The organism is Nocardioides luteus, from assembly GCF_015752315.1.
Lineage (GTDB): Bacteria > Actinomycetota > Actinomycetes > Propionibacteriales > Nocardioidaceae > Nocardioides.
On record NZ_JADOVJ010000001.1, the window covers coordinates 4847263 to 4867413 of the forward strand.

Consider the following 20151-nt stretch of genomic DNA (forward strand, 5'->3'; position numbering starts at 1 on the left):
ATGGCTTGGGACCGCAACCAGATGGCCGCGCGCGCCGCACAGGAGCTCCAGGACGGCGACTACGTCAACCTCGGGATCGGCCTGCCGACGCTGATCCCCGACTACATCCCCGAGACCTCGACGGTCGTGCTGCACGCCGAGAACGGCATCCTCGGCGTCGGCCCGTTCCCCTACGAGGACGAGGTCGACCCCGACCTGATCAACGCCGGCAAGCAGACCGTGACCGTGCTCGCCGGGGCGTCCTACTTCGACTCCGCCACCTCGTTCGCGATGATCCGCGGTGGCCACATCGACGTCGCCGTGCTCGGCGCGATGCAGGTCTCCGTCAACGGCGACATCGCCAACTGGATGGTGCCCGGCCAGATGGTCAAGGGCATGGGCGGCGCGATGGACCTCGTCTCCGGCGCCGGGCGCGTGATCGTGCTGATGGAGCACGTCACCAAGAAGGGCGCCCCCAAGCTGCTGGCGGCCTGCGACCTGCCGCTGACCGGCCGTGGGATCGTGAAGCGGGTCATCACGGACCTCGGGGTTCTCGATGTCACCGGCGAGGCGTTCGAGCTCGTCGAGCTGGCGCCTGGGGTGACGTACGACGAGGTCGTGGCGGCCACGGGCGCGCCGGTGGTCGACAAGACGACGGCAGCGGTCGCTTAGTCTCACTATCCAATATCGGAACACGGTTCCGTAACTCGCGTTTGCACTTCCTCGTTTCGGGGTGTGATACCCACCACACCCCTGGAGTGAGTCGTGAAACTCGGCAGACTGGCCTTCCTCGTTCCGTTCCTGGCTCTCCTCACGACCTTTCTGCCGCCAGCACTCTCCCCGCCCGCCGCCTCGGCGGTGCCTGCGGCCACCGCTCAGGCACCCCAGGCACGGGCCGGGACGTGGAACCCGCGGCCGGCGACGTACGGCGTGGTCGTGGAGAAGGACGTCGAGATCACGATGTCCGACGGCGTGGTGCTGCGCGCCGACATCCACCGCCCGGCGAAGGCCGACGGCACCGCGGCGGCCGGCCGGTTCCCGGTGATCTTGACGCAGAACCCGTACAACAAGAACGTCGCGGGCGGGGGCGGCGACTACTTCGTGCAGCGGGGGTACGTCTTCGTCCAGACCGACGTACGCGGCACCGGCTCCTCCGCCGGGCAGTGGGACGCGTTCGGCGACCGGGAGCAGAGGGACGGCCTCGAGGTGGCCAACTGGGCGACCTCGACGAAGCGTCCGTGGAGCAACGGCGAGCTCGGCCTGTGGGGCCCGTCCTACATGGCGATCAACCAGTTCTTCACCGCCGCCCAGCACCCGCGCGGGTTGAAGGCGATGTTCCCGATCGTGCCCGCCGGCGACGTCTACCGTGACGTCGTCGCCTCCGGCGGGCAGATCGACGCCGGCTTCATCCCGCTGTGGTTCGGGCTGGTCACCGGATCGGGACTGGTGCCGCCGGCCGTCAACAAGACCCGCCCGGAGGCCACGCTGACCACGTTGCTGCAGCACGTCGGCGGCGCGCTCGGGTTCCAGGTGCCCATGCTCGTCGGTGCGGCGCTGGGGAGCGACGCGGGCTACGACGGGCCGTTCTACACGAAGCGCTCGCCGCTGAGCGTGGTCGACGAGATCGATGTGCCGACGTTCGTCACGGCCGGGCAGTACGACATCTTCCAGCGCGGCACCCCGATGCTCTTCGACCGGATGCAGCGGAACGGGGTCGACACCAAGCTGCTCATCGGTCCGTGGACCCACGCCGAGGCCGCGACCGCAGCCGGTCTGGACGGCAGCGGGATCAACAGCCTCGACGAGATGGCGCTGCGGTGGTTCGACACACACATCAAGGACATCCCCGACGCGGCCCTCGACACGGACGTCGCCCCGGTGACCTATCACGAGATCGGGTCCGGAAAGTGGCGCACGATGAAGTCGTGGCTCGGGAGCGAGGTCCGGGCCAGGACGTACGCCCTCGGGTCGGACCTGAAGGCGGTCGGCGGCGACACCATCGTGCCGCTGCCGGTGCAGGGGCTGTGCTCGCGCAGCACCGCGCAGTGGACCGCGGGCGCCCTCGCGATCCCCGGCTGCGTGACCGACAACCGGATCAACGACGCGCTCGGGGTCTCCTACGAGACAGCTCCGGCCACCTCCCGCACGGCCTTCTCCGGGCCGCTCAACGCCGACCTGTCCGTCTCCACGACCGGCACCGACGGACTGATCTCGGTCTCGGTCGAGGACGTCGCTCCCGACGGCTCCGTCGACCGCATCACCGGCGGCTGGCAGACCCTGCGCCACCGCGCCGTCATCCCGTCGAGGTCGCGGACGCTGAACGGCCAGGTCGTCCAGCCCTGGCACCCCTTCACCCGGGAGGCCGAGCAGGCGGTCGTGCCGGGCCGGATCTATCGCGTTCCCGTCGAGGTCTTCCCGACCGGCGCGGTGATCGAGAAGGGCCACCGCCTCCGGGTCACCGTCCACTCCTACGACGTCCCCCACCTGCTGCCCAACGTCAAGCAGCTGGTCCGGGGCGTGGCCGGCGTGGTCACGGTCCATCACACGGCGGCGAACCCCTCGACGCTGGTCCTCCCGGTCCGGAGGTAGCGCCGAGGGGCACGGCCCTGGCATCGGGAGCTCAGCGACTGGCTTCTTCCGGCACGCGCTCGGAGACCTTCGGGTCCCGGGCGCGTGCGGCGTTCACGAGCAGGTACGCCGCGACCGCCGCCCCCACGGCCAACGCGATCGCCGCCGAGGCGTAGGCGGCGCCGTAGCCGGAGGTCGTGACCAGGCCCGCGGCGATCAGGGTGCCGATGAACCCGCCGGCCTGCTGGGTGGTCGTGGTCAGGCCGGAGCCGATCCCGGCGTGCTCCGGCGCCAGCGCGCCCATCGCCAGCGCCGTGACCTGCGGCATCGCGAGTCCGAAGCCCAGGCCCATCACGACCGCGCCGGGAAGGACGTCGAACGCGAAGCTGCCGGCCTCCGGCAGGCGAACGAGGTAGACCATGCCGGCGACGAAGCCGAGCACACCGGCGACCAGGACCCGCTCCGAGCCGAACCGCTCGGCCAGCGTGGCGCTGAAGCCCAGGCTCGCGACCGCGATCACCGCGCTGACCGGGAGGAACGCCAGGCCGGTCGCGAGCGCCCCGAAGCCGAGGACGTCGTGAAGGTAGAGCGTGGTGACGAACTGGAAGGTGAACCCGGCGAAGGTCAGGGTCAGCAGGATCAGATTCGCGAGGGCGAACCGGCGCTCGGCGAACAGGCCGCGTGGGAGCAGGCCACCCTTGGCACCGGTGCGCGGCGTACCTTCCACCGCGCGGAGCGCGACGAGCAGCGCGACGATGCCGACCGGCACGTTGATCAGGAACGCCCAGCGCCAGGACGCGACCTCGGTGAGTACGCCACCCAGGACCGTCCCCACCGAGGCACCGATCGAGCCGACGAAAGCGAGCACGGCGAAGGCACGGAGGCGGTCGCGGGTCTCGGAGTAGAGGCCCGCGATCATCCCGAGCACCACGGCCGAGGCGATGCCGCCGCCGAGACCCTGGACGAACCGGGCGGCGACCAGGGACGCCGGGTCCCAGGCGAGACCGCACCATGCCGACGCGAGCGTGAAGATGCTCAGCCCGGCGAGGAAGACGGGGCGGGTCCCGAAGGCGTCGCCGGCCCGGCCTGCCGGGAGCAGGACGAGCGCGAAGGCGAGGAGGAAGCCGTTGACGATCCAGGCCAGCGAGGTGTCGCCGAAGCCGAGGTCGTCACGGATGGCAGGAAGGGCGACGGTCACGACCGTGCCGTCGAGGATCACCATCAGCTGAGTTGCTGCGAGGGTCGCGAGCGCGACTGTCTTGGTCGTCATAGATACGACCATAGAAGATTGTTTGTTATGAAACAATCTATTTCTGGATATTCGCTTGTTAGACCTATCTCAGCGGGCCGATGCAGGCGCACGGCGCCGCAGCGTCATCGTGTGCGACGGCGTGGCCCAAGGCCCCTCGACCAGGTGCTGCAGCGCCTCGAGGAACGCCTCACCCTCGCTCGGCGCCAGGCTCTCGAGGGCCTTGGCGACGGTCGCGTTGTAGACCTTCGAGGCCTCCTTGAGCGCCTTCGCGCCGGCCGGGGTGAGCGCGACGATGCGAGCCCGGCGGTCGGTGCTCGAGACACGTCGCTCGGCGAGGCCGCGGCGCTCCAGGTTGTCGAGGGTGGTGACCATCGTGGTCTTGTCGAGCATCGCCATCTCGGCCACGGCGTTCTGGGTGTACTCCCCCTCGGCGGCCTTCATCAGCACGCAGTACTCCCGCACCGAGAGCTCCAGGCCCGCCAGCGCCTCGCCGACCTGGGCCGCGAAGGCGTGGGCCGACTGGTTGAGCAGGAACAGCAGGTCAATACGTGGTCCGGTCATGAACCAGATCTTAACGAACCATCTGATACGGAACTATCTTCTGATCAACTATCTATGCAGAACGGCGCCCGACCCCGGCATATCGGGGTCGAGCGCCGTCCGGCATCGCCTCAGAGATACTGGACGAGGTCCGCCTGGATCTCTTCAGGCGTCACCTGCGGCTCGTAGCGCTTGACGACCTCGCCCTCGCGACCGATGAGGAACTTGGTGAAGTTCCACTGGATGTCGCCCGGCGCCTCGGCACGAAGGAACTCGTAGAGCGGAGCAGAGTTCTCCCCGTTGACATCGATCTTGGAGAGGACCGGGAACGTCACGTCGTAGGTCGTCTTGCAGAACTCCTGGATCTCGTCGTCGGTGCCGGGCTCCTGACCCATGAACTGGTTGCACGGGAACCCGATGACCTCGACGCCGGAGTCGCTGGTGGCGCGATAGAGCGCCTCGAGACCCTCGTACTGCGGCGTCAGACCGCACTTGCTGGCTACGTTGACGATCAGCAGCAGCTTGCCCTTGTAGTCACCGAGCGAGACGGTGCTGCCATCAGCGGCGGTCACTTCGAAGTCGTACGTGGTGGTCACAGGTCTCTCTCCTCGATCGAGTTGCGGTGCAGGGGGACAACCTTGCTCGCCCCGAGGTTATGCCCCGCGCTGATGCGGGACCGACGAGGCCTCCTCGGCCAGGCGGCGGTCGCGCGCGACCGTCATGATCGCGGCCGACATCCACTCGAGCGCCTCGGGCATCTCGAAGGCGATCTCCTCGAGCAGCGTCGGCATGTCGTGACGCCCGACCGAGAGCAGCATCTCGCTCAGCGATCCGTCGGGCGCGGCGACCATGAACCGGAACTCGATCGCCTCGGGGGTCACCGTGGCCGCGCACCGGCTGGTCTCGAACGTCCACGGCGCACGGCGGGCCTGGCCCTGGGTGCCGGGAGTCGTCATGACCGCGCATCATATTCAGGTTGCCGCCCCGCCCGCACCCCTTTCACGCCTCGGATCACCCCTCGAACAGTGATTCGAATCTCGCCACGAGACACACCACCCCAACGCACGCGGAAGACGCCGACGACCGGTACGTTCATCCGCGGTCATACGGCGGGGGAACACTGGAGAGGGACACAACTTCACATGATGGGCGGGCATCACGCGGCCTCCGGGGCTGCCGCGTGGATCGCAGTGACATCGTCGGCACCGATCGCGTTCGGGTGGTACCCGGGCGTATCGGACGTGGGCGTGATGACCGGCACCCTGGTGTGCGCCGGCGCCGCGCTCCTTCCGGACGCGGACCACCACAACGGCACGATCGCCAACTCGCTGCCACCGGTCTCCGACGGCGTGACGAGGATCGTCGGACAGGTCTCCGGCGGCCACCGCAACGGCACCCACTCGATCCTCGGCGTGCTCGCCTTCACCGGCCTCGCCTGGGGCGCAGGCACGCTCTCCCTCCAGACCGAGCGCTTCGGCAGCATCCTGATCGGCCCGGGCATCATGTGCGTCCTGCTGGTCGCCTTCGCGATGAACGCGCTGAAGCTCACCCGCAGAGGGTTCGTCTGGCCCTGGGTCTCCGCGGTGACGCTGGCGACGGTGATCGCGATCTTCGCGCCCGAGGAGTGGTGGTGGATGCCGTTCTCGGTCGCGCTGGGCTGCGTCGTCCATCTCCTCGGCGACTTCGTGACCACGATGGGGATCCCGCTGTTCTGGCCGATCGCGCCCAAGCCACCCAGGTGGGTCCGCCGCAACAAGTGGCTGCCCTTCGACAACATGTGGACCCGGGGCGGCAACTTCGCCCTCCCGATCCTCGGCGACGCCGGCTCCATCCGGGAGTGGGTCGTGATGACGCCGATCAGCCTCTACGCGATCGTCGGCTTCGGCTGGGCGCTGCTGAGCCAGATGGGCTTCGACGTGGAGAGCCGCTGGGACGTCCTGGTCTCGAACCTCAGCACCCTCGTCTGACCGACGGCCCCGCCGACCGGTACGTCGAGGATCAGGCCTCGACGTACCGCCGCCGCCCGCGGAGCGGGCGCACGACGAACATCCCGGCCAGCAGCGCGAGCCCGGCGAGGAGGGCGACGACGGCGAGGATCCCGCTCAGGACGACCTTCGTCTGGATGCCCCGGTGCTCCTCGCCGACATCGTCGGACACGATCAGCGTCATCGCCACGATGGTGTCCTTGAGGAGCTGGATGAAGCGGGTCATGTCCTCGGCCCAGACCTGCGCGGCCGGCCTGCCCACGCCGTGGGTCTCCAGGTCGGGGACGACACCCTCGAGCGACCCGTCGTTGATGACCTGGACGACGGCGTTCTGCGACACCACGCCCCGGGAGCCGTCCGCGAAGGTGCCGTCGGAGATCTTGTCGAGTGCCTTCTGGGTCGCCTTCGGGGCATCGGCGTAGAAGGAGCGCGAGTTGAGCTGCCAGGACGTACGCGCCTCGCTCATCGCCTCCATCGACTCCTCGTCGATCCGCCCGGTCATCAGCGCGGGCACCATGATCGCGCGCTCGATCCCCAGCGACTCGGCCGCCGACCTGACGTACTTGAGGTTGGTGACCTGCTTGTAGATCTTCTCGTTGCGGATGTTGGGCATCTCGGTCGCGAAGTCGAGCAGCTCGTAGGCGGTGTCGGTGTAGGCGGCGATCGCCGCGTCCGTGCTCGCCTTGTCGCCCTCCTCGAGGTCCTTGCGATAGGCGTCGATGCCCTTGAGGACGGTGTAGGTGCGCTCGACCCGCTCCCGCAGGCTCGGGGTGTCGGCGAGGTCGATCTTGGTGATGTCGGCGTGCCAGGCCTCGATCGAGTCGTCGGTCACCTGGCGGTAGGCCTGCCGGACCGCGTCCGGGACCTGGTCGGAGCCCAGCGCGTCCCGCTCGAAGATGAGGTCCATCCCGAGCTCGTAGCTCTCCGGGAGAGCACCCGCGATCGTCATCGCCCGGCTGGAGACGGCCCGCTCCTCGAACGCGTCGGCGAAGGTCAGCCCGCCCAGGACGAGGGCGATCACGACCGGGACCAGGAGCGCGCCGAGCACCCGGGTGCGCAGAAACCACGGCTTCGGGGCGGCATGGGACCGAGGCGTACGTTGCCCCGACTCCACCACACCGGCGATCGCCGTCACCGGCGAGGCCAGCGACGGCGAGGAGGAGGACGAGGACGCCTTGGGGGCCATGATCGCCGCGGGCTTGGGCGGGGCGGACAGCTCCCGGCTGCCCGCCGCGATCGCGGGCACGACGCCGGGTCTACGCGCGAAGGCGACGACCTCGCCGGCGGTGGGCCGGCGGGAGGGGTCCTTGTCCATCATCGACGCCACGAACTCGTCGACGTGGGCCGGCACGGTGACGACGTCGTTGACGTGCGGAACCGGAGCGGTCACGTGCTGGTAGATCATCGAGACGGGCTCTGAGCCGGCGTAGGGTGCCCGCCCGGTGAGCAGCTCGAACGCGACGCAGCCGAGCGCGTAGATGTCGCTCGGCGGGCCGACCACGGTGTCGGCGGCCTGCTCCGGAGAGATGTAGGGCAGGCTGCCCATCACGTGGCGGGTCGAGGTGAGCCGCTCGGCCTGATGGTTGGCCAGCTGGGCGATGCCGAAGTCGAGCACCCGGATCCGGCCGTCGCCGTCGTAGACGAGGTTGGACGGCTTGATGTCGCGGTGGATGATCCCGGAGGCGTGGACCGCGCCGAGGGTGCGCGCCACCTGGACGATCACCTCGCCGGTCTCCTCCATGGTGAACCGCCCCTGCTTCTCGAGCCGGTCGGCGAGCGTCGGGCCGGGAAGCAGCTCCATGACGAGGTAGACGATGCTGCCGTACTCGGTCTGCTCGACCCCGACGTCGTGCACCTGCACCGTCCCGGGGTGGCTCGCCGCCGTCGTCGAGAGCGCCTCACGCCGGAACCGCTCGGTCACCTTCGGGTCGGCCGAGGTCTCCACGACCTTCACGGCGACCCAGCGTTCGAGCCTGATGTCGGCGGCCTGCCAGACCTCGCCCATCCCGCCGCGGCCAAGCAGTCGGTGCAGGCGGTAGCGGCCTGCGATCGGGGGGCGCGTTCGCATGCGCATATGGTGTCGGACTCACACCCCGTGCGTCTCGTGTACGCACCGATGAATTCCGCCGATCTTCGCTGAAGTCGCCGGTTTACGCATCAACCGTTCGCTTTCGTGCTCGCAGCAGAGCGATGCCGAGCCCGGCGAACAGCGCCAGCAGGATGCCGCTGAAGATCCCCCAGCCGATCGTCTGGTTCTTCGCCTCCCGATGCTCGCGGTCGACGTCCTCGGCGAGCTGTCGGGCGGAGTCCACGACCACCTTCTTGAGGTCCTGGACGTAGCTGGCCGCATCGGCCAGCCAGATCTGGTCGACGGGCCTGCCGTCGGCGCCGTCCCCGAGCTGCCGGATCACGTCCTCGACGTCACGAGCGTTGAGCACCCGGATGACGGCACGCTGGGACGAGACCGCGTAGGACCCGAACTCGAACGACTGACCCGAGATCCTGTCGAGCGCCTGCCGCATCGCCGGATCAGCTCGGGCGTGGATCGACGCCGAGTGGGTCGCCCAGGAGTCCTGTGCCGCGCTGAGATCGGCGATGCCGTGGTCGCTGATCCGCTCGTTCCGCAGCGCGTTCGCCATGATCCTCCGCTCGAGTCCGAGCACCTCCGAGACGGACCCGATCAGCTCGAGGTTGCGCGCCTGCCTGGCCAGCGAGTCGTCCTGGAACGAGGGCAGCTCGGCGGCGAGGTCGAAGAGCCCGTTGACCGCGTTGGTGTACATCTCGACGGCCGCCAGCTTCCCGGACCGGTCGCCCGCCCGGGCGGCCGTGCGGATATCCGAGAGCCGCTCGATGGCGGCCGCCGTCCTCTCCGTACGCCGCCGCAGCCCCGGGTCTTCGGCGGTGTCCAGGTCCTTGATCTCGGTGGCCCAGGCCTCGATGGACCTGTCGGTGACCTGCAGGAAGTCCTCGGTCAGCGCCGCGTCGGTCCGCAGCGCGTCGCGCTCGATCGAGAGGTCGAAGGCGAGCTGGAAGCTGGTCGGCAAGATGTTGGCCAGCGGCCTCGCACTCCCGACGGTCGACGTCGTGTCGCCAGCCCGGAGGGTGCCCCAGCCGCCGAAGACCAGCCCGGGCAGGACCAGAAGCATCAGCACACCCAGAAGCGTGGGCGAGAGGCGTGGGCCGGTGATGCCGGCCGGGCGCACGATCCGCTTCGGTGGGGCAGCGACCCCGCTCTCGAGCACCGCCGCGACCTCCTCGGCCCGAGGGCGCTTGGTCGGGTCCTCGGCGAGCATCGCGGTCGTGATGCCGTCCAGGTGGCCGGGCACGGTCACCAGCGTGCCGACCCGCTCGGGCTCGATGCCGGCGTACGGCGGACGGCCGGCGAGCAGCTCGAAGAACACCGCGCCGAGCGAGTAGACGTCGCTGGCGGGAGTGATCCGTCGGCGGTCGATCTGTTCGGGCGACATGTAGGGCAGGGCCTCACCGCCGCGCGGCGGGACCGCACCGATCAGGGCGACCCGGCCGCCAGGTGCGTACCCGATGGTGGCCGGCCGGACGTCGCCGTGCACCTGCCCGACGGCGTGACCCGAGTCGAGGATGCGCGCCACCTGCGCGACGACGGCGGAGGCCTCATCAGGAGAGAAGCGGTTCGCCTGGGCAAGCCGGTCGGCAAGGCTCTGACCGTTCAGAGCGGGTCCGCCCTGTCCGGTCAGATGGTTCAAATGCTGGCGACCGGCGCGTGGGGGACGGATACGCATGGGTACATGGTCCCTGTTGAGCGCCGTTCCAGCCCGGGATCAGCCGAGAGTTTTCCTGGGCGTGGCCAAGAGTTCCACTTGCCCGGCGCGTCGCCCCAGGTACGCCAGGCAGGCGACGGCGAGCGCCACGCCCCACACCGGCCAGAGCATCTCGGGGGCCCATGCAGCCCAGTCCGAGGTGGCGCCGGGGACGGCCCAGAGGTCGCCGGCGACCACCATCCGCCAGAAGGACAGCCCGGCGGAGGTGACCGCGGCGGCGACCAGGATCCCGGGCACCAGCGCCATCGCCACCGGCACCGGACGGCCGCCGAACCGGGGCACCCAGGCCCAGAAGACCTCGCCCCAGCGGGCGACCAGACCCCAGGTCAGCACCGCCCCGACGACCGCGAAGAGCGCTAGCCCGAGGCCGGCCCATCTCCCCGAGCCGAGCTCGTCGAGCATCTCCTGCCTGATCCCGAGCGGCACGCCCACCGCCCAGGCGATCCGGGTGACGGCGTAGAGAAGGGGTACGACGACCGCGACCGTGACGGCCGGGCGACCCCAGCGCGCCCAGCGACCCCAGTCGATCCGGCCCTCCGGTGCGGCCCGTTCGAGCAGACCGATGCCGGTGACCACGCTCGCGATCCCGCCGACCGCGTGCGCGAGCGCCGTGCCCGAGTCGAGGAAGATCGCCCAGTTCAGGTGGCCGGCGGCCGGACCGACGCCGACCAGGGCGAGCAGCGTCTGCGGCAGATAGCCCAGGAAGGACAGCGCGCGGACGTCGGAGACGACCAGCGCCACCACGAGCCCCACCCCGACCAGCAGCCAGCCGGCCCGCCGCTGCGTAGGACGCTCCCGGCCGACGGCTCCCGCGACCCCGGCGGCCAGCACCAGGAGCGCGGCGACGGTGACCACCCAGGACATCTGGGTGCCGCTGAGCCCGCCGAGCGGCGAGGCGGGCTCGGGCGCCCACGGGTCGGACGTCCGGCCCACGAGCGCGAGCCCGGACAGCGCGCCGTAGGCGAGCGCCCAGGCACCGGCCACCCAGGGCGCCGCGCGGCGAACGGACGATCGGGGCTGCGTACGTTGCATCGTGGTCGTCATCTCGACAAGCTCGATACATCGCATCGGGCCACCCCCTGAGCGTTCTCCCAGCGACGGCCGACCGTGCGCAGCAGCGCTGGGTAGACGACGAGGTAGCGGAACGGCTTGATGAGGGCCATGTAGGCCTCCCCGAACAGCCCGTTCGGCCGCACCAGCACGCTCAGCTGCGCGCTGTAGCCGTCGGGCGCGGTCTCGTCCTCGACCCAGCCGAGGTGCAGGACACCGTGCATCGTGCGGTTGGCGATCTCCGCGGCGTACTCCCGGTCCGTCAGGTAGAGCGCGTGGAACGGGCTCGCGTCGCGCTCGGGTCCGGGATGGTCCCGGAGGTCGGCCGGGAGCCGGTCGACCAGCGAGGCGACGCGGCGCCCGAGGCCGTGCTCGTCCTGCTCGGTGCCGAGCATCCGGCCGAGCGCCCAGCGGACCGCGAAGAGGAAGCGGTACGCCGCCGGGAAGTCACGCTCCTCGCCGCTCATCATCGACTCGACGAAGCGGGGAAAGTCGTCGGCGCCGCCGTGGACGGGCAGGGCCCAGACGTCCTCGAGCTCGAAGTCCTCGGTGATCTGGTGGATCCGCCATGACTGCCCGGAGTAGGCGCCGGTCGGAAGCGGTCTGGTTCTGATCGGGGCGGGCCCGACGGGTGCGTGTGTGGTCATGTCTCCACACTCGTGCGCGCGCGGCCGCGGTTCGTCGCCCTCAGGTCGCGGGCCTCTCATCCTCCAGGATGAGGCTCAGCTCCGGGGTCCGACCAACCCGGTCTCGTACGCCAGCACGACCGCCTGCACCCGGTCGCGCAGGCCGAGCTTGGCGAGCACATGGCCGACATGCGTCTTCACCGTCGCCTCGGAGAGATGGACGCGACGGGCGATCTCGGCGTTGCTGTCGCCGGTGGCGAGCTCGAGCAGCATGTCGAGCTCGCGGGGCGTGAGCGTCGCCCGGATGTCGGCGGCCCGCCCGTTGTCCGGAGCCGGAGCGGTCGCCACGTGCTCCAGCAGCCGGCGCGTCGTCGACGGTGCGACCACCGCGTGACCTGCGTGAACGGTCCGGATCGCCTCGACGATCTCCTCGGCCCGGGCGTCCTTGAGCAGGAACCCGCTGGCACCGGCGCGGATCGACGGGAACGCGTAGTCGTCGAGGTCGAACGTGGTCAGCGCGATCACGCGCGTCGCCGGCTGCTCGCCGGTGATCGCTGCCGTGGCCTGGATCCCGTCGAGGCGCGGCATCCGCAGGTCCATGAGGACGACGTCGACCCGCTTCGTACGCACCAGCGCGAGCGCCTCGTGCCCGTCGGCCGCCTCACCGGCGAGCTCGAGGTCGGGCTGGCTCTCCACCATCATCCGGAGGGCCGAGCGCATCAGCTCCTGGTCGTCCACGATCGCGACCCGAATAGGGGTCTCTGGTTCCGTCACAGCGGCATCATGGCGCGGACCCGCCACCCCTCGCCGCTCGGCCCGGCCTCGAGCGTGCCGCCCACCGCGGCCACCCGCTCGCGCATCCCGCTCAGCCCTCGGCCGGGCGGACTCTGGATGCCCGCGCCGTCGTCGCTGACCTCGACCCGCAGCTGGCGCCCGGTGCGGGTCACCGACACGGTCGCGACGGCTCCGGGACCCGCATGGCGGGAGACGTTGGTGAGCGCCTCCTGTACGACGCGATAGGCGGTCAGACCGACGGCAGGAGCGACCGGCCCCGGGTCGTCCGCCTCGAGGTGGACCCTCAGACCGGCCTCGCGCATCCGGCCGACGAGGTCATCGACGTCGGCCAGCCCCGGCTGCGGCTCTGTCGAGGCGATGTATCGAGCTTGTCGAGATGACTCGCCACCGAGCACACCGAGCAGCCCGCGCATCTCCGCGAGGGCCTCCCGACCGGTGGTCGCGATGGTGTCGAGGATCCCGGAGGCCCGCTCCGGCTGCTGTCCGACGACCATCCGGCCGGCCTCGGCGTGGCTCACCACGACCGCCAGCGAGTGCGCCACCACGTCGTGCATCTCCCGCGCGATGCGCTGGCGCTCCTCGGCGGCCGCACGGTCGGCGAGCTGGTCGATCCAGGCGGCCCGGGTCGCCCGGAACCGGCCGAGCGCCCAAGCCGCCACCGTCGCACCAAGCGTCGCGGTGGCCACCATCAGCCACCACGTCCACCCCTGCAGCCCGGTGCCCTCGAACCCCGACAGACGTACGACGGTCACCAGGCAGCCGACCAACCCGATGCCGAGCGCGATCCCTGGCCACGGCCTCCGGTCGCGCGCGCTCACCGCGTAGAGCAGCACGAAGAAGCACAGGCTGCTGGGCAGGAGCACCGGCCCGTAGTCGCTTCCCGCCGCCTCGGCCGTGGGCCCGCTCAGGTCCGGGGCCGCGACCATCACGAGCTCGGCCACCGACCCGGCCGCGAAGGAGACCAGCGGCCAGCGACGGGCGGTGGCCACGGCGGTGTGGAGAACCACCAGCGCGGCGACGAGCGCGATCTCCCAGCCTCTGGCGATCTCACCCTCGAGCACCGACGTCCAGCCGACCGGCAGCAGCACCAGTGCGAGCGCCCCCGCCAATGCGACCTGCCCCAGGTCACCGAGCCAACGGGGACCTGGGGCAGGGACTGAAGTCATGACCTCAGCGTAGGGCTTACATGCTGCGCGGGCCGGTGGCTTCGTCGCGCTCCTTCTCGGTCATGCTGCGCGACTTGAGCAGGCTCAGGATGGTGGTGATCGCCAGGATGCCGACGATGACGCTGAGCGAGACCTCGATGGAGACCTCCGGGGCCCACTCGACGTGGTGGCCACCGTTGATGAAGGGCAGCTCGTTCTCGTGCAGCGCGTGGAAGACGAGCTTGAGACCGATGAACCCGAGCAGGATCGCCAGGCCGTAGGACAGGTAGACCAGGCGCTCGAGCAGGCCGCCGATGAGGAAGTAGAGCTGGCGCAGACCCATCAGCGCGAAGATGTTGGCGGTCAGGACCAGGTAGGCCTCGTTGGTCAGACCGTAGATCGCCGGGATCGAGTCGAGGGCGAACAGCAGGTCGGTGGTGCCCAGGGCGCAGATGACCACGAACATCGGGGTCGCGACCCGCTTGCCGTTCTCCCGGATGAACATCTTCGCGCTCTCGCCCCACTGCGAGGTCAGCGGGATGTGGCGCTCGAGGAACTTCACCACGGCCGGCTCTTCGTACTCGTCCTCGTCCTCGCCGCCCTCCAGGGCCAGCTTGACCGCGGTGTAGATCAGGAACGCACCGAAGAGGTAGAAGACCCAGCTGAAGTTCTCGATCGCGGCCGCGCCCACGGCGATGAAGATGCCGCGGAAGACCAGCGCCAGGATGATGCCGATCAGCAGCGCCTTCTGCTGGAACTGCCTCGGCACCGCGAACTTGGACATGATGATGATGAAGATGAACAGGTTGTCGACCGAGAGCGAGTACTCGGTCAGCCAGCCCGCGAAGAACTCGGTGCCGTACTTCGGACCGGAGAACGCGAAGACACCGATGCCGAACAGCACGGCCAGGCCGATGTAGACGCTCAGCGCGATGATCAGCTCGCGACGCGAGGGCTCGTGCGGCCGCCGGCCGATGACGAGTACGTCGAAGAGCAGCACGGCACTGGCGATGCCGATGGTCAACCACCAGATGAGCGGGGAGACGTCCACGAAGGGACTCCTTAGATCGTGAGGCAGAGCGTTTCTTTGGGAAGGTTAGGCGACCGACGTCCAAGCTTCGAAGTCGTAGCGGCCGCAGCCCGTCGACGGCATCGGCGACGGCGCTGGAATCGGCGGACTGCGCCATCCCAACCGGAGTTGTATAACAAGTGCTTAGCTAAACTAACAAGTAACACCTCCGGCTGGTCCCATGATCTCAGGCGCGGAAAGGCAGATGAGGCCTCGATCACACCATGGATCACTGGACCTCAACTGGACTTGATGTTTTAGCGTCGCTGCGAAAGAGAGAGGAGGGGGTGTGAGCGACACACTCACCGACCAGTTCAAGGCCGGCTTCCGTCGATACCCCACCGGCGTGGCCGTCGTCGCCACCTCGACCGACACCGGGCCCGTCGGGGCCACGGTCTCGAGCGTGGCCTCAGTGAGCGCGAACCCGCCGATGCTGTCGTTCTCGGTCTCGCGGTCCGGCCGGTCCGGGCCCGCACTCACCGGGAGCGACCGTCTCGCGGTGCACGTCCTGACCGATTCCCAGGCCGACGTGGCTGCGGCCTTCGCCGACCGCACCGCACCGCGGTTCACCGTGGCGCAGGGCTGGACGCTCCAGCACGGCGAGCCACCGGTCCTGGACGATGCCGCAGCGAGCTTCTACGGGCAGGTGGTGCGCGTCGTCCCCGCCGGTGAGGCCTGGCTGGTGCTGCTCGAGATCGACGCGGTCAGTCTCGACGAGACCGCCGAACCGCTCCTCCACCACGACCGGCACTACTGGTCGCTCGGCCCGTCCGCCAGCACCGTACCGCTCGACCGCATCCTGCCCGAGAAGGCTTCCTGACCGTCGGGCTCGACGGTCTCTTCACCACATCATCGAGAGGATCCACCATGCGTCTGTTCGCTCCCACCATCGAGGTCTCGGCCCACTGCGACCTGCCCTGCGGCGTCTACGACCCTGCCCAGGCCCGCATCGAGGCCGAGTCCGTCAAGGCGGTCATCCAGAAGGCCCTGGACAGCGACGACCCCGACTTCCGCACCCGCGCCATCATCATCAAGGAACAGCGCTCCAACCTGGTCAAGGAGCACCTGTGGGTGCTGTGGACCGACTACTTCAAGCCCCCGCACTTCGAGGCCTACCCCCAGCTCCACACCCTCGTCAACGAGGCCACCAAGCTCGCCGGCGCCTCCGGCACCAAGGGCACCCTCGACCTCGAGACCGCCGACAAGCTCCTCGCCAAGATCGACGAGATCGCCGAGATCTTCTGGGCGACCAAGAAGGCCTGAGGAACGAAGTCCGACACGAGAAGCCAGGTTCCGGCAGCCAGCCGGGGCCTGGCTTCGTCGATTTCTCGACGCGCTCGAGGCGATAGGCGTACGACAGTTCCGTCACCAGCGTGACCAGCGCCCTGTCCCCATTACGTACTCACACCAACAGTTAAAGGCTGAACAACAGCCAGGTGTTACCAGGGTGTTGCAGCCACCCCGAATCGCTGAACACCAGCGTTAAGAACACTTCACTCAGCACTTTTCGTTGTTACAGGGGGCATGCGCATGCGTAACTGCTCCGGAACCGGTCTGAGTTCAACTATAAGTGCCAGATTTTCGGCGCTAACGACATACACATTGCCGTGCGCGTTCGCGAACACAGAATGGGCATTCACCATCCCGATCCCATTCGTCCTTCGCCACCGGGCACTGAGGCCATAGATGGCGCACGACACGTGGTGCTGCGCTCTCATGCGCGGGCCCGGTGTCGACTGAGCCAGGACCCCCTAGTTCGATGACTCGAGACTCGCTCAGGTGAAAGCAATGTCGAATTCTTCCACACGCGGATCGCGGCGACTCGCGACGACGTTCGCAGCGATGATCTTCGCGCTCTCGTTCCTGACTCCCACACTATTCACAGCGGCCCCAGCGTCCGCGCACGCCCACTTGGTCGAGAGCCTTCCGCAGGCCGGCGCCGTGCTCGCCGCCGGCCCGTCGGAGGTAGTGCTCACTTTCGACCAGCCGGTCCAAGCGTTCCCCGGCGCAAACGGCGTAGTGGTGACCGGCCCAAAGAGCAGCCACTGGGCGTGCGGTCGTGCTCGCATCAACGGGAACACCCTGACCGCCTCGATGAGTGAGGTGGGGCCCCCAGGCCGCTACCAGATCCACTACCGGGTGCTCGGAGCGGACGGTCACCCGATCACAGGGTCGGTGCCGATCGACATCCGGCGGTCGGCGTCCGCCGCGTACACCGCTTCCACAGCGTCCGCCGCGTCCGCCGCCGCAGCGATGACGGCGTTCAACGTGGATCAGCCGCGTGGTCTGGCAGCGATGCCCGCGTGGCTGTGGATCGCGCTGCTGTCCGCGATCGCGGTGTGCGTCGGGGCTGTCGGCCGCCGGACCGTACGCCGAACGGATGCGATATGAACGACCGTGCCTGGCTCCTGCAGGTATCGGCGCTTGTCGGCGCGAGCCTCGTCGTGCTTGCCTTCGGGATACTGGTCACGCTGCCCCACCCGGTCGTCGGCATTCCCGAGCCGTCGGTGGTGGTGCGCACCGGAATCCCGCTGCTCCGTTGGATCGCGAACGTGTGCGCGATCGGCGCCGTGGGCTCCGTGCTGGTGCTGGTGCTTCTCGGTGAGGCTGGTCGCGACCGTGCTCCTGCCCTGGCCCGACGTACGTCAACGGCGGCGGTGTGGACCGCAGCAGTCTGGACGGTCGCGGCGCTGCTGGGTCTCTGGTTCAACGCGGCGGAGATCTCGCTCCGCCAGCTTCGGCTGCCGGTCGGCGGCGTGCTCGGCTACGGCGGAAACGTCAGCCTGGGTCTCGCACTGCTGATCAGCGCCGGGTCGGCGGGAGCGTTGACCGCCTATTCGGTTGCCCGCTTGCGGCGGCCGTCACTGCCGCCGGACGTGGGCTTTCTGATCGCGCTGTCGGGCCTGACGGCCGTGTCGATGAGCGGGCACCCTTCGCAGGGTGAACCACCATTGCTGCTGATGACGGCGAGCGCCCTCCACGTGACCGGAGCGGCACTCTGGGTGGGCGGACTGGCGATCACCTCCCTGATCATCGGCGCCGACCGCCAGGCGCTGGCTGTCGTCCTTCCCCGGTTCTCGCGGGTCGCCGAGGCGAGTTTCGCGCTGGTGGGGGTCAGCGGCCTGTTGTTGGCCGCGACCCGGCTGACCGGCGACGTGACGCCGCCCCTCGGAGACGTGGTCGACGCATTGACACAGACCGGTGCCGGCTGGCTGGTCATGGGCAAGCTCGCCTGCATGGTGCTACTGGGCTGCTCGGGGGCGTACATCCGTTCTGCCGTCGTCGACCGCGTGGCGCGCCAGCAGCCCACGCCACTCACCGCGTGGGCCGGGCTCGAGCTGGCCGTGATGGCGGTCGCGGTCTCGCTGGCCACGGCGCTCGGCCGTCCCCTCTGACACGTAACGGCCTCTGGTCAAGGCAGGTTGACGCGTTGCCGAGGCTCCAACCGCTTCGGCGGCGCCTCTGCTTCTCTGAGGCCTCAGAGAACGGTCACACGGGCACGGCGCCGCCGCAGTGCATTCACGGTTCCGTCGAGGACGACGAAGGCGACGAGGGTGACACCGAAGACCGGCATCGCCCAGCCAAGGGCACCCGCCATGAGAAGCACCACGACCAGCATCGGCACCGACAGGTTGGGCCACACCGGCGCCGGGGCGGAACGCCCGGACCGAGTCGGCCTGCGCTGCCACCACATCCGGTATCCCAGCCCCAGGAGCACGAGCGACCCCAAGGCCAGCAGGGCGAGCGCGAGCTGGTTGGCCAGACCAAACAGAGTGCCGCTGTGGGCGGCGATACCGATGCTGGTGAGCTTGGCCATCAACGGGTAGTCCTCCCAGCCCTGGCGGGCAGTGACCTGCTCCGTGTAGGGATCGATGACGACGGAGGTCTTGCGGATCGGCAGCCCATCGGACGACTCCTTGACGGTGAAGGGCTCTTCGGCAGCGTGCGGTGGGACGAGAGTGAGTTCACCCTGCAGACCTTCGGACCTGGCCACCTCGACGGCACGGTCGAAACTGATCGGCTCAGCCCTGTCCGCGGGCGTCACCTCCGGCATGGAAAGCCAAGGTGTCTTACCGTTCAGGGCTGTGATCGCGGCGTCGACGCGTCCCCCCGCATAGTTCGACCAGGTCAGGCCGGTGATGCTGATGCCGAGCAGCCCGACCGCCAGCCAGAGACCCAGGACCCCGTGCCAGGACCGATTGCGTCCACGTCCCTTGGCCGTGAAGGACGGAACCAGCAAGGCCCGCAGGGATCGGCCACGGGCGCGCTTACTGAGCCACAACACCAGGCCACCGAGCACGATCAGGGGCAGCCAGCTGGCAACGAACTCGGAATAGAGCCGACCTGGGTCACCCAGGTGCAGGTTGCCGTGGAACTCGCGCAGCCACACCTGCGCGGGTGGGCGGTTGTCCACGGTGACCAGCTCCCCGTTGACGCCACCGGTGTACGGATCGACGTACACGGTCAGCGACTCCGAGGAGAAGTCGCTCCCGGTCTGTTTCAGGCCTTCGATGCCCCCGAGCACGACCTCGGTGGTTCGGTCAGGGTTCTCCGCCGGAATGACTGACGTGACATGTGCGTCAGGATGGACGGCGAGGGCCGCCGCGACCTGCTCCGACAAAGGTCGGGGGCTTCCGGTCTGCGCCTCGACATACAGTTTGTCGCCGTACAGCACATCGTTGATCTGGGGGCTGAAGGCGTAGGCCATGCCGGTCAACGCCAACACCGCAAGGAACGGCGCGACCAGAAGGCCCGCCATGAAGTGCACGCGTCGCGCGAGCAACCACAGCAGGGCGCTGGAGCGCTTTCGGTCGGGCGTGCCGGGACCAGTCCGGGGCTGTGAGGGTTCGGTGGGGATCGTGGTCATGCCAGCACCCGCTTGCATGCAGCGCCGGCGACGACCACTCGGATCTTCCCTCCAGCGCCGTCCTGGTAATCGTAGGTAAAACCAGACATGACCCCTCCTTCTTTACTTTTCACCTCGAATACCCAACTGGTTGCGGATGTTTCAGAGGTTTGTTTTGGATGTTTCAAGGCTTCACAGAAGCGCTATTCAGGCTCAGATAGTCAGTAGGCCGACCAGGTATGTCTGCTTCGTCGCTGTGATGTAACGCGGCAGTAAAAAGAGGACGAGGGCGCCCAATTCTTCCTTTTCAGGCGGCCACCCGCGGCGCGCATTAGAGGTCCCGGAATAAACACCCCGGGGTATTATCGAGGTGAAACCACCCGGGGTATTATCGAGAACATCGCGCCTGGTTTTTACCTCATCACATCCCGGTTTTTAATGCCGCTCGTGAGGCTGTGAGGTCCCATTAACGATGAGATTTCGCCCAGGGTTCTGGGGC

19 protein-coding genes are annotated in these 20151 nt (G+C 68.8%); 7 read left to right on the forward strand and 12 right to left on the reverse strand.

Going from position 1 to position 20151, the window contains the following annotated elements; all coding sequences use genetic code 11:
* Entirely contained in the window at positions 1 to 651 is a 651-nt protein-coding gene (locus HD557_RS23185; protein ID WP_196875620.1) for a CoA transferase subunit B, read from the forward strand.
* Positions 652 to 744: 93 nt separating this feature from the next.
* Positions 745 to 2568 carry a CocE/NonD family hydrolase gene (locus HD557_RS23190; RefSeq protein WP_196875621.1) on the forward strand — a complete coding sequence of 608 codons (1824 nt, stop codon included), beginning with the start codon at positions 745 to 747 and terminating at the stop codon, positions 2566 to 2568.
* 31 nt (positions 2569 to 2599) lie between these two features.
* On the opposite strand, the gene HD557_RS23195 is transcribed toward HD557_RS23190, so the two are convergent.
* From HD557_RS23195 to HD557_RS23210, 4 genes are all read right to left on the reverse strand, one after another.
* Positions 2600 to 3817, reverse strand: coding sequence for an MFS transporter (locus HD557_RS23195; protein WP_196875622.1), 1218 nt, complete (start codon positions 3815 to 3817; stop codon positions 2600 to 2602).
* Between the two features lie 69 nt (positions 3818 to 3886).
* Positions 3887 to 4360: a MarR family winged helix-turn-helix transcriptional regulator gene (locus HD557_RS23200; protein WP_196875623.1), complete on the reverse strand. Its 474-nt coding sequence runs from the start codon at positions 4358 to 4360 to the stop codon at positions 3887 to 3889.
* 110 nt (positions 4361 to 4470) lie between these two features.
* The gene (locus HD557_RS23205) at positions 4471 to 4935 is read right to left on the reverse strand and encodes a glutathione peroxidase (protein ID WP_196875624.1); all 465 of its coding nucleotides are present in this window, start codon (positions 4933 to 4935) and stop codon (positions 4471 to 4473) included.
* Between the two features lie 57 nt (positions 4936 to 4992).
* A complete protein-coding gene (locus HD557_RS23210) occupies positions 4993 to 5295 on the reverse strand; it encodes a hypothetical protein (RefSeq protein WP_008362630.1) in 303 nt (100 codons plus the stop codon).
* Between the two features lie 189 nt (positions 5296 to 5484).
* Here HD557_RS23210 and HD557_RS23215 point away from each other — a divergent pair, with 189 nt between their 5' ends.
* Positions 5485 to 6306 carry a metal-dependent hydrolase gene (locus tag HD557_RS23215; protein ID WP_196875625.1) on the forward strand — a complete coding sequence of 274 codons (822 nt, stop codon included), beginning with the start codon at positions 5485 to 5487 and terminating at the stop codon, positions 6304 to 6306.
* A gap of 31 nt (positions 6307 to 6337) precedes the next feature.
* Here the strand turns inward: HD557_RS23215 and HD557_RS23220 are convergent, their stop codons facing one another.
* The 7 genes from HD557_RS23220 to HD557_RS23250 all read right to left on the reverse strand — a co-directional run bounded on the left by HD557_RS23220 (position 6338) and on the right by HD557_RS23250 (position 14788).
* The gene (locus HD557_RS23220) at positions 6338 to 8392 is read right to left on the reverse strand and encodes a protein kinase domain-containing protein (RefSeq protein ID WP_196875626.1); all 2055 of its coding nucleotides are present in this window, start codon (positions 8390 to 8392) and stop codon (positions 6338 to 6340) included.
* An 82-nt stretch (positions 8393 to 8474) separates the two neighbouring features.
* Positions 8475 to 10082 carry a serine/threonine protein kinase gene (locus tag HD557_RS23225; protein ID WP_196875627.1) on the reverse strand — a complete coding sequence of 536 codons (1608 nt, stop codon included), beginning with the start codon at positions 10080 to 10082 and terminating at the stop codon, positions 8475 to 8477.
* Positions 10083 to 10121: 39 nt separating this feature from the next.
* On the reverse strand, positions 10122 to 11165 hold the full coding sequence (locus HD557_RS23230; RefSeq protein WP_196875628.1) for a hypothetical protein: 1044 nt from the start codon (positions 11163 to 11165) through the stop codon (positions 10122 to 10124).
* Positions 11162 to 11818 (reverse strand): DUF2867 domain-containing protein, encoded by a 657-nt coding sequence (locus tag HD557_RS23235; RefSeq protein WP_196875629.1) that lies wholly within the window; start codon positions 11816 to 11818, stop codon positions 11162 to 11164. The genes HD557_RS23230 and HD557_RS23235 overlap by 4 nt, the downstream gene beginning before the upstream one ends.
* A gap of 75 nt (positions 11819 to 11893) precedes the next feature.
* Positions 11894 to 12571, reverse strand: a complete 678-nt coding sequence (locus HD557_RS23240) for a response regulator transcription factor (RefSeq protein WP_196875630.1) — start codon at positions 12569 to 12571, stop codon at positions 11894 to 11896.
* Complete coding sequence (locus tag HD557_RS23245; protein ID WP_196875631.1) at positions 12568 to 13758, reverse strand: sensor histidine kinase; 1191 nt, start codon at positions 13756 to 13758, stop codon at positions 12568 to 12570. Before HD557_RS23245 ends, HD557_RS23240 begins: the two co-directional genes overlap by 4 nt.
* A gap of 16 nt (positions 13759 to 13774) precedes the next feature.
* The gene (locus HD557_RS23250) at positions 13775 to 14788 is read right to left on the reverse strand and encodes a TerC/Alx family metal homeostasis membrane protein (protein WP_196875632.1); all 1014 of its coding nucleotides are present in this window, start codon (positions 14786 to 14788) and stop codon (positions 13775 to 13777) included.
* 307 nt (positions 14789 to 15095) lie between these two features.
* Here HD557_RS23250 and HD557_RS23255 point away from each other — a divergent pair, with 307 nt between their 5' ends.
* The 4 genes from HD557_RS23255 to HD557_RS23270 all read left to right on the forward strand — a co-directional run bounded on the left by HD557_RS23255 (position 15096) and on the right by HD557_RS23270 (position 18201).
* Complete coding sequence (locus HD557_RS23255) at positions 15096 to 15626, forward strand: flavin reductase family protein (protein WP_196875633.1); 531 nt, start codon at positions 15096 to 15098, stop codon at positions 15624 to 15626.
* Between the two features lie 47 nt (positions 15627 to 15673).
* Positions 15674 to 16069 carry a superoxide dismutase, Ni gene (gene sodN, locus HD557_RS23260; RefSeq protein WP_008362648.1) on the forward strand — a complete coding sequence of 132 codons (396 nt, stop codon included), beginning with the start codon at positions 15674 to 15676 and terminating at the stop codon, positions 16067 to 16069.
* Between the two features lie 579 nt (positions 16070 to 16648).
* The gene (locus HD557_RS23265) at positions 16649 to 17197 is read left to right on the forward strand and encodes a copper resistance CopC family protein (protein ID WP_008362650.1); all 549 of its coding nucleotides are present in this window, start codon (positions 16649 to 16651) and stop codon (positions 17195 to 17197) included.
* Complete coding sequence (locus HD557_RS23270; RefSeq protein ID WP_196875634.1) at positions 17194 to 18201, forward strand: copper resistance D family protein; 1008 nt, start codon at positions 17194 to 17196, stop codon at positions 18199 to 18201. Before HD557_RS23265 ends, HD557_RS23270 begins: the two co-directional genes overlap by 4 nt.
* Before the next feature lie 83 nt (positions 18202 to 18284).
* On the opposite strand, the gene HD557_RS23275 is transcribed toward HD557_RS23270, so the two are convergent.
* Positions 18285 to 19673 carry a PepSY-associated TM helix domain-containing protein gene (locus tag HD557_RS23275; protein WP_196875635.1) on the reverse strand — a complete coding sequence of 463 codons (1389 nt, stop codon included), beginning with the start codon at positions 19671 to 19673 and terminating at the stop codon, positions 18285 to 18287.
* Between the last annotated feature and the right edge of the window lie 478 nt (positions 19674 to 20151).

Bases quoted from the DNA above. Each gene is read 5' to 3' on its own strand.
- HD557_RS23195 (WP_196875622.1), bottom strand. From the start codon at position 3,817: ATGACGACCAAGACAGTCGCGCTCGCGACCCTCGCAGCAACTCAGCTG.
- HD557_RS23225 (WP_196875627.1), bottom strand. From the start codon at position 10,082: ATGCGTATCCGTCCCCCACGCGCCGGTCGCCAGCATTTGAACCATCTG.
- HD557_RS23215 (WP_196875625.1), top strand. From the start codon at position 5,485: ATGGGCGGGCATCACGCGGCCTCCGGGGCTGCCGCGTGGATCGCAGTG.
- HD557_RS23270 (WP_196875634.1), top strand. From the start codon at position 17,194: ATGAACGACCGTGCCTGGCTCCTGCAGGTATCGGCGCTTGTCGGCGCG.
- HD557_RS23230 (WP_196875628.1), bottom strand. From the start codon at position 11,165: ATGACGACCACGATGCAACGTACGCAGCCCCGATCGTCCGTTCGCCGC.
- HD557_RS23220 (WP_196875626.1), bottom strand. From the start codon at position 8,392: ATGCGAACGCGCCCCCCGATCGCAGGCCGCTACCGCCTGCACCGACTG.
- HD557_RS23245 (WP_196875631.1), bottom strand. From the start codon at position 13,758: ATGACTTCAGTCCCTGCCCCAGGTCCCCGTTGGCTCGGTGACCTGGGG.
- HD557_RS23185 (WP_196875620.1), top strand. From the start codon at position 1: ATGGCTTGGGACCGCAACCAGATGGCCGCGCGCGCCGCACAGGAGCTC.
- HD557_RS23210 (WP_008362630.1), bottom strand. From the start codon at position 5,295: ATGACGACTCCCGGCACCCAGGGCCAGGCCCGCCGTGCGCCGTGGACG.
- sodN (WP_008362648.1), top strand. From the start codon at position 15,674: ATGCGTCTGTTCGCTCCCACCATCGAGGTCTCGGCCCACTGCGACCTG.
- HD557_RS23200 (WP_196875623.1), bottom strand. From the start codon at position 4,360: ATGACCGGACCACGTATTGACCTGCTGTTCCTGCTCAACCAGTCGGCC.
- HD557_RS23235 (WP_196875629.1), bottom strand. From the start codon at position 11,818: ATGACCACACACGCACCCGTCGGGCCCGCCCCGATCAGAACCAGACCG.
- HD557_RS23265 (WP_008362650.1), top strand. From the start codon at position 16,649: ATGATCTTCGCGCTCTCGTTCCTGACTCCCACACTATTCACAGCGGCC.
- HD557_RS23275 (WP_196875635.1), bottom strand. From the start codon at position 19,673: ATGACCACGATCCCCACCGAACCCTCACAGCCCCGGACTGGTCCCGGC.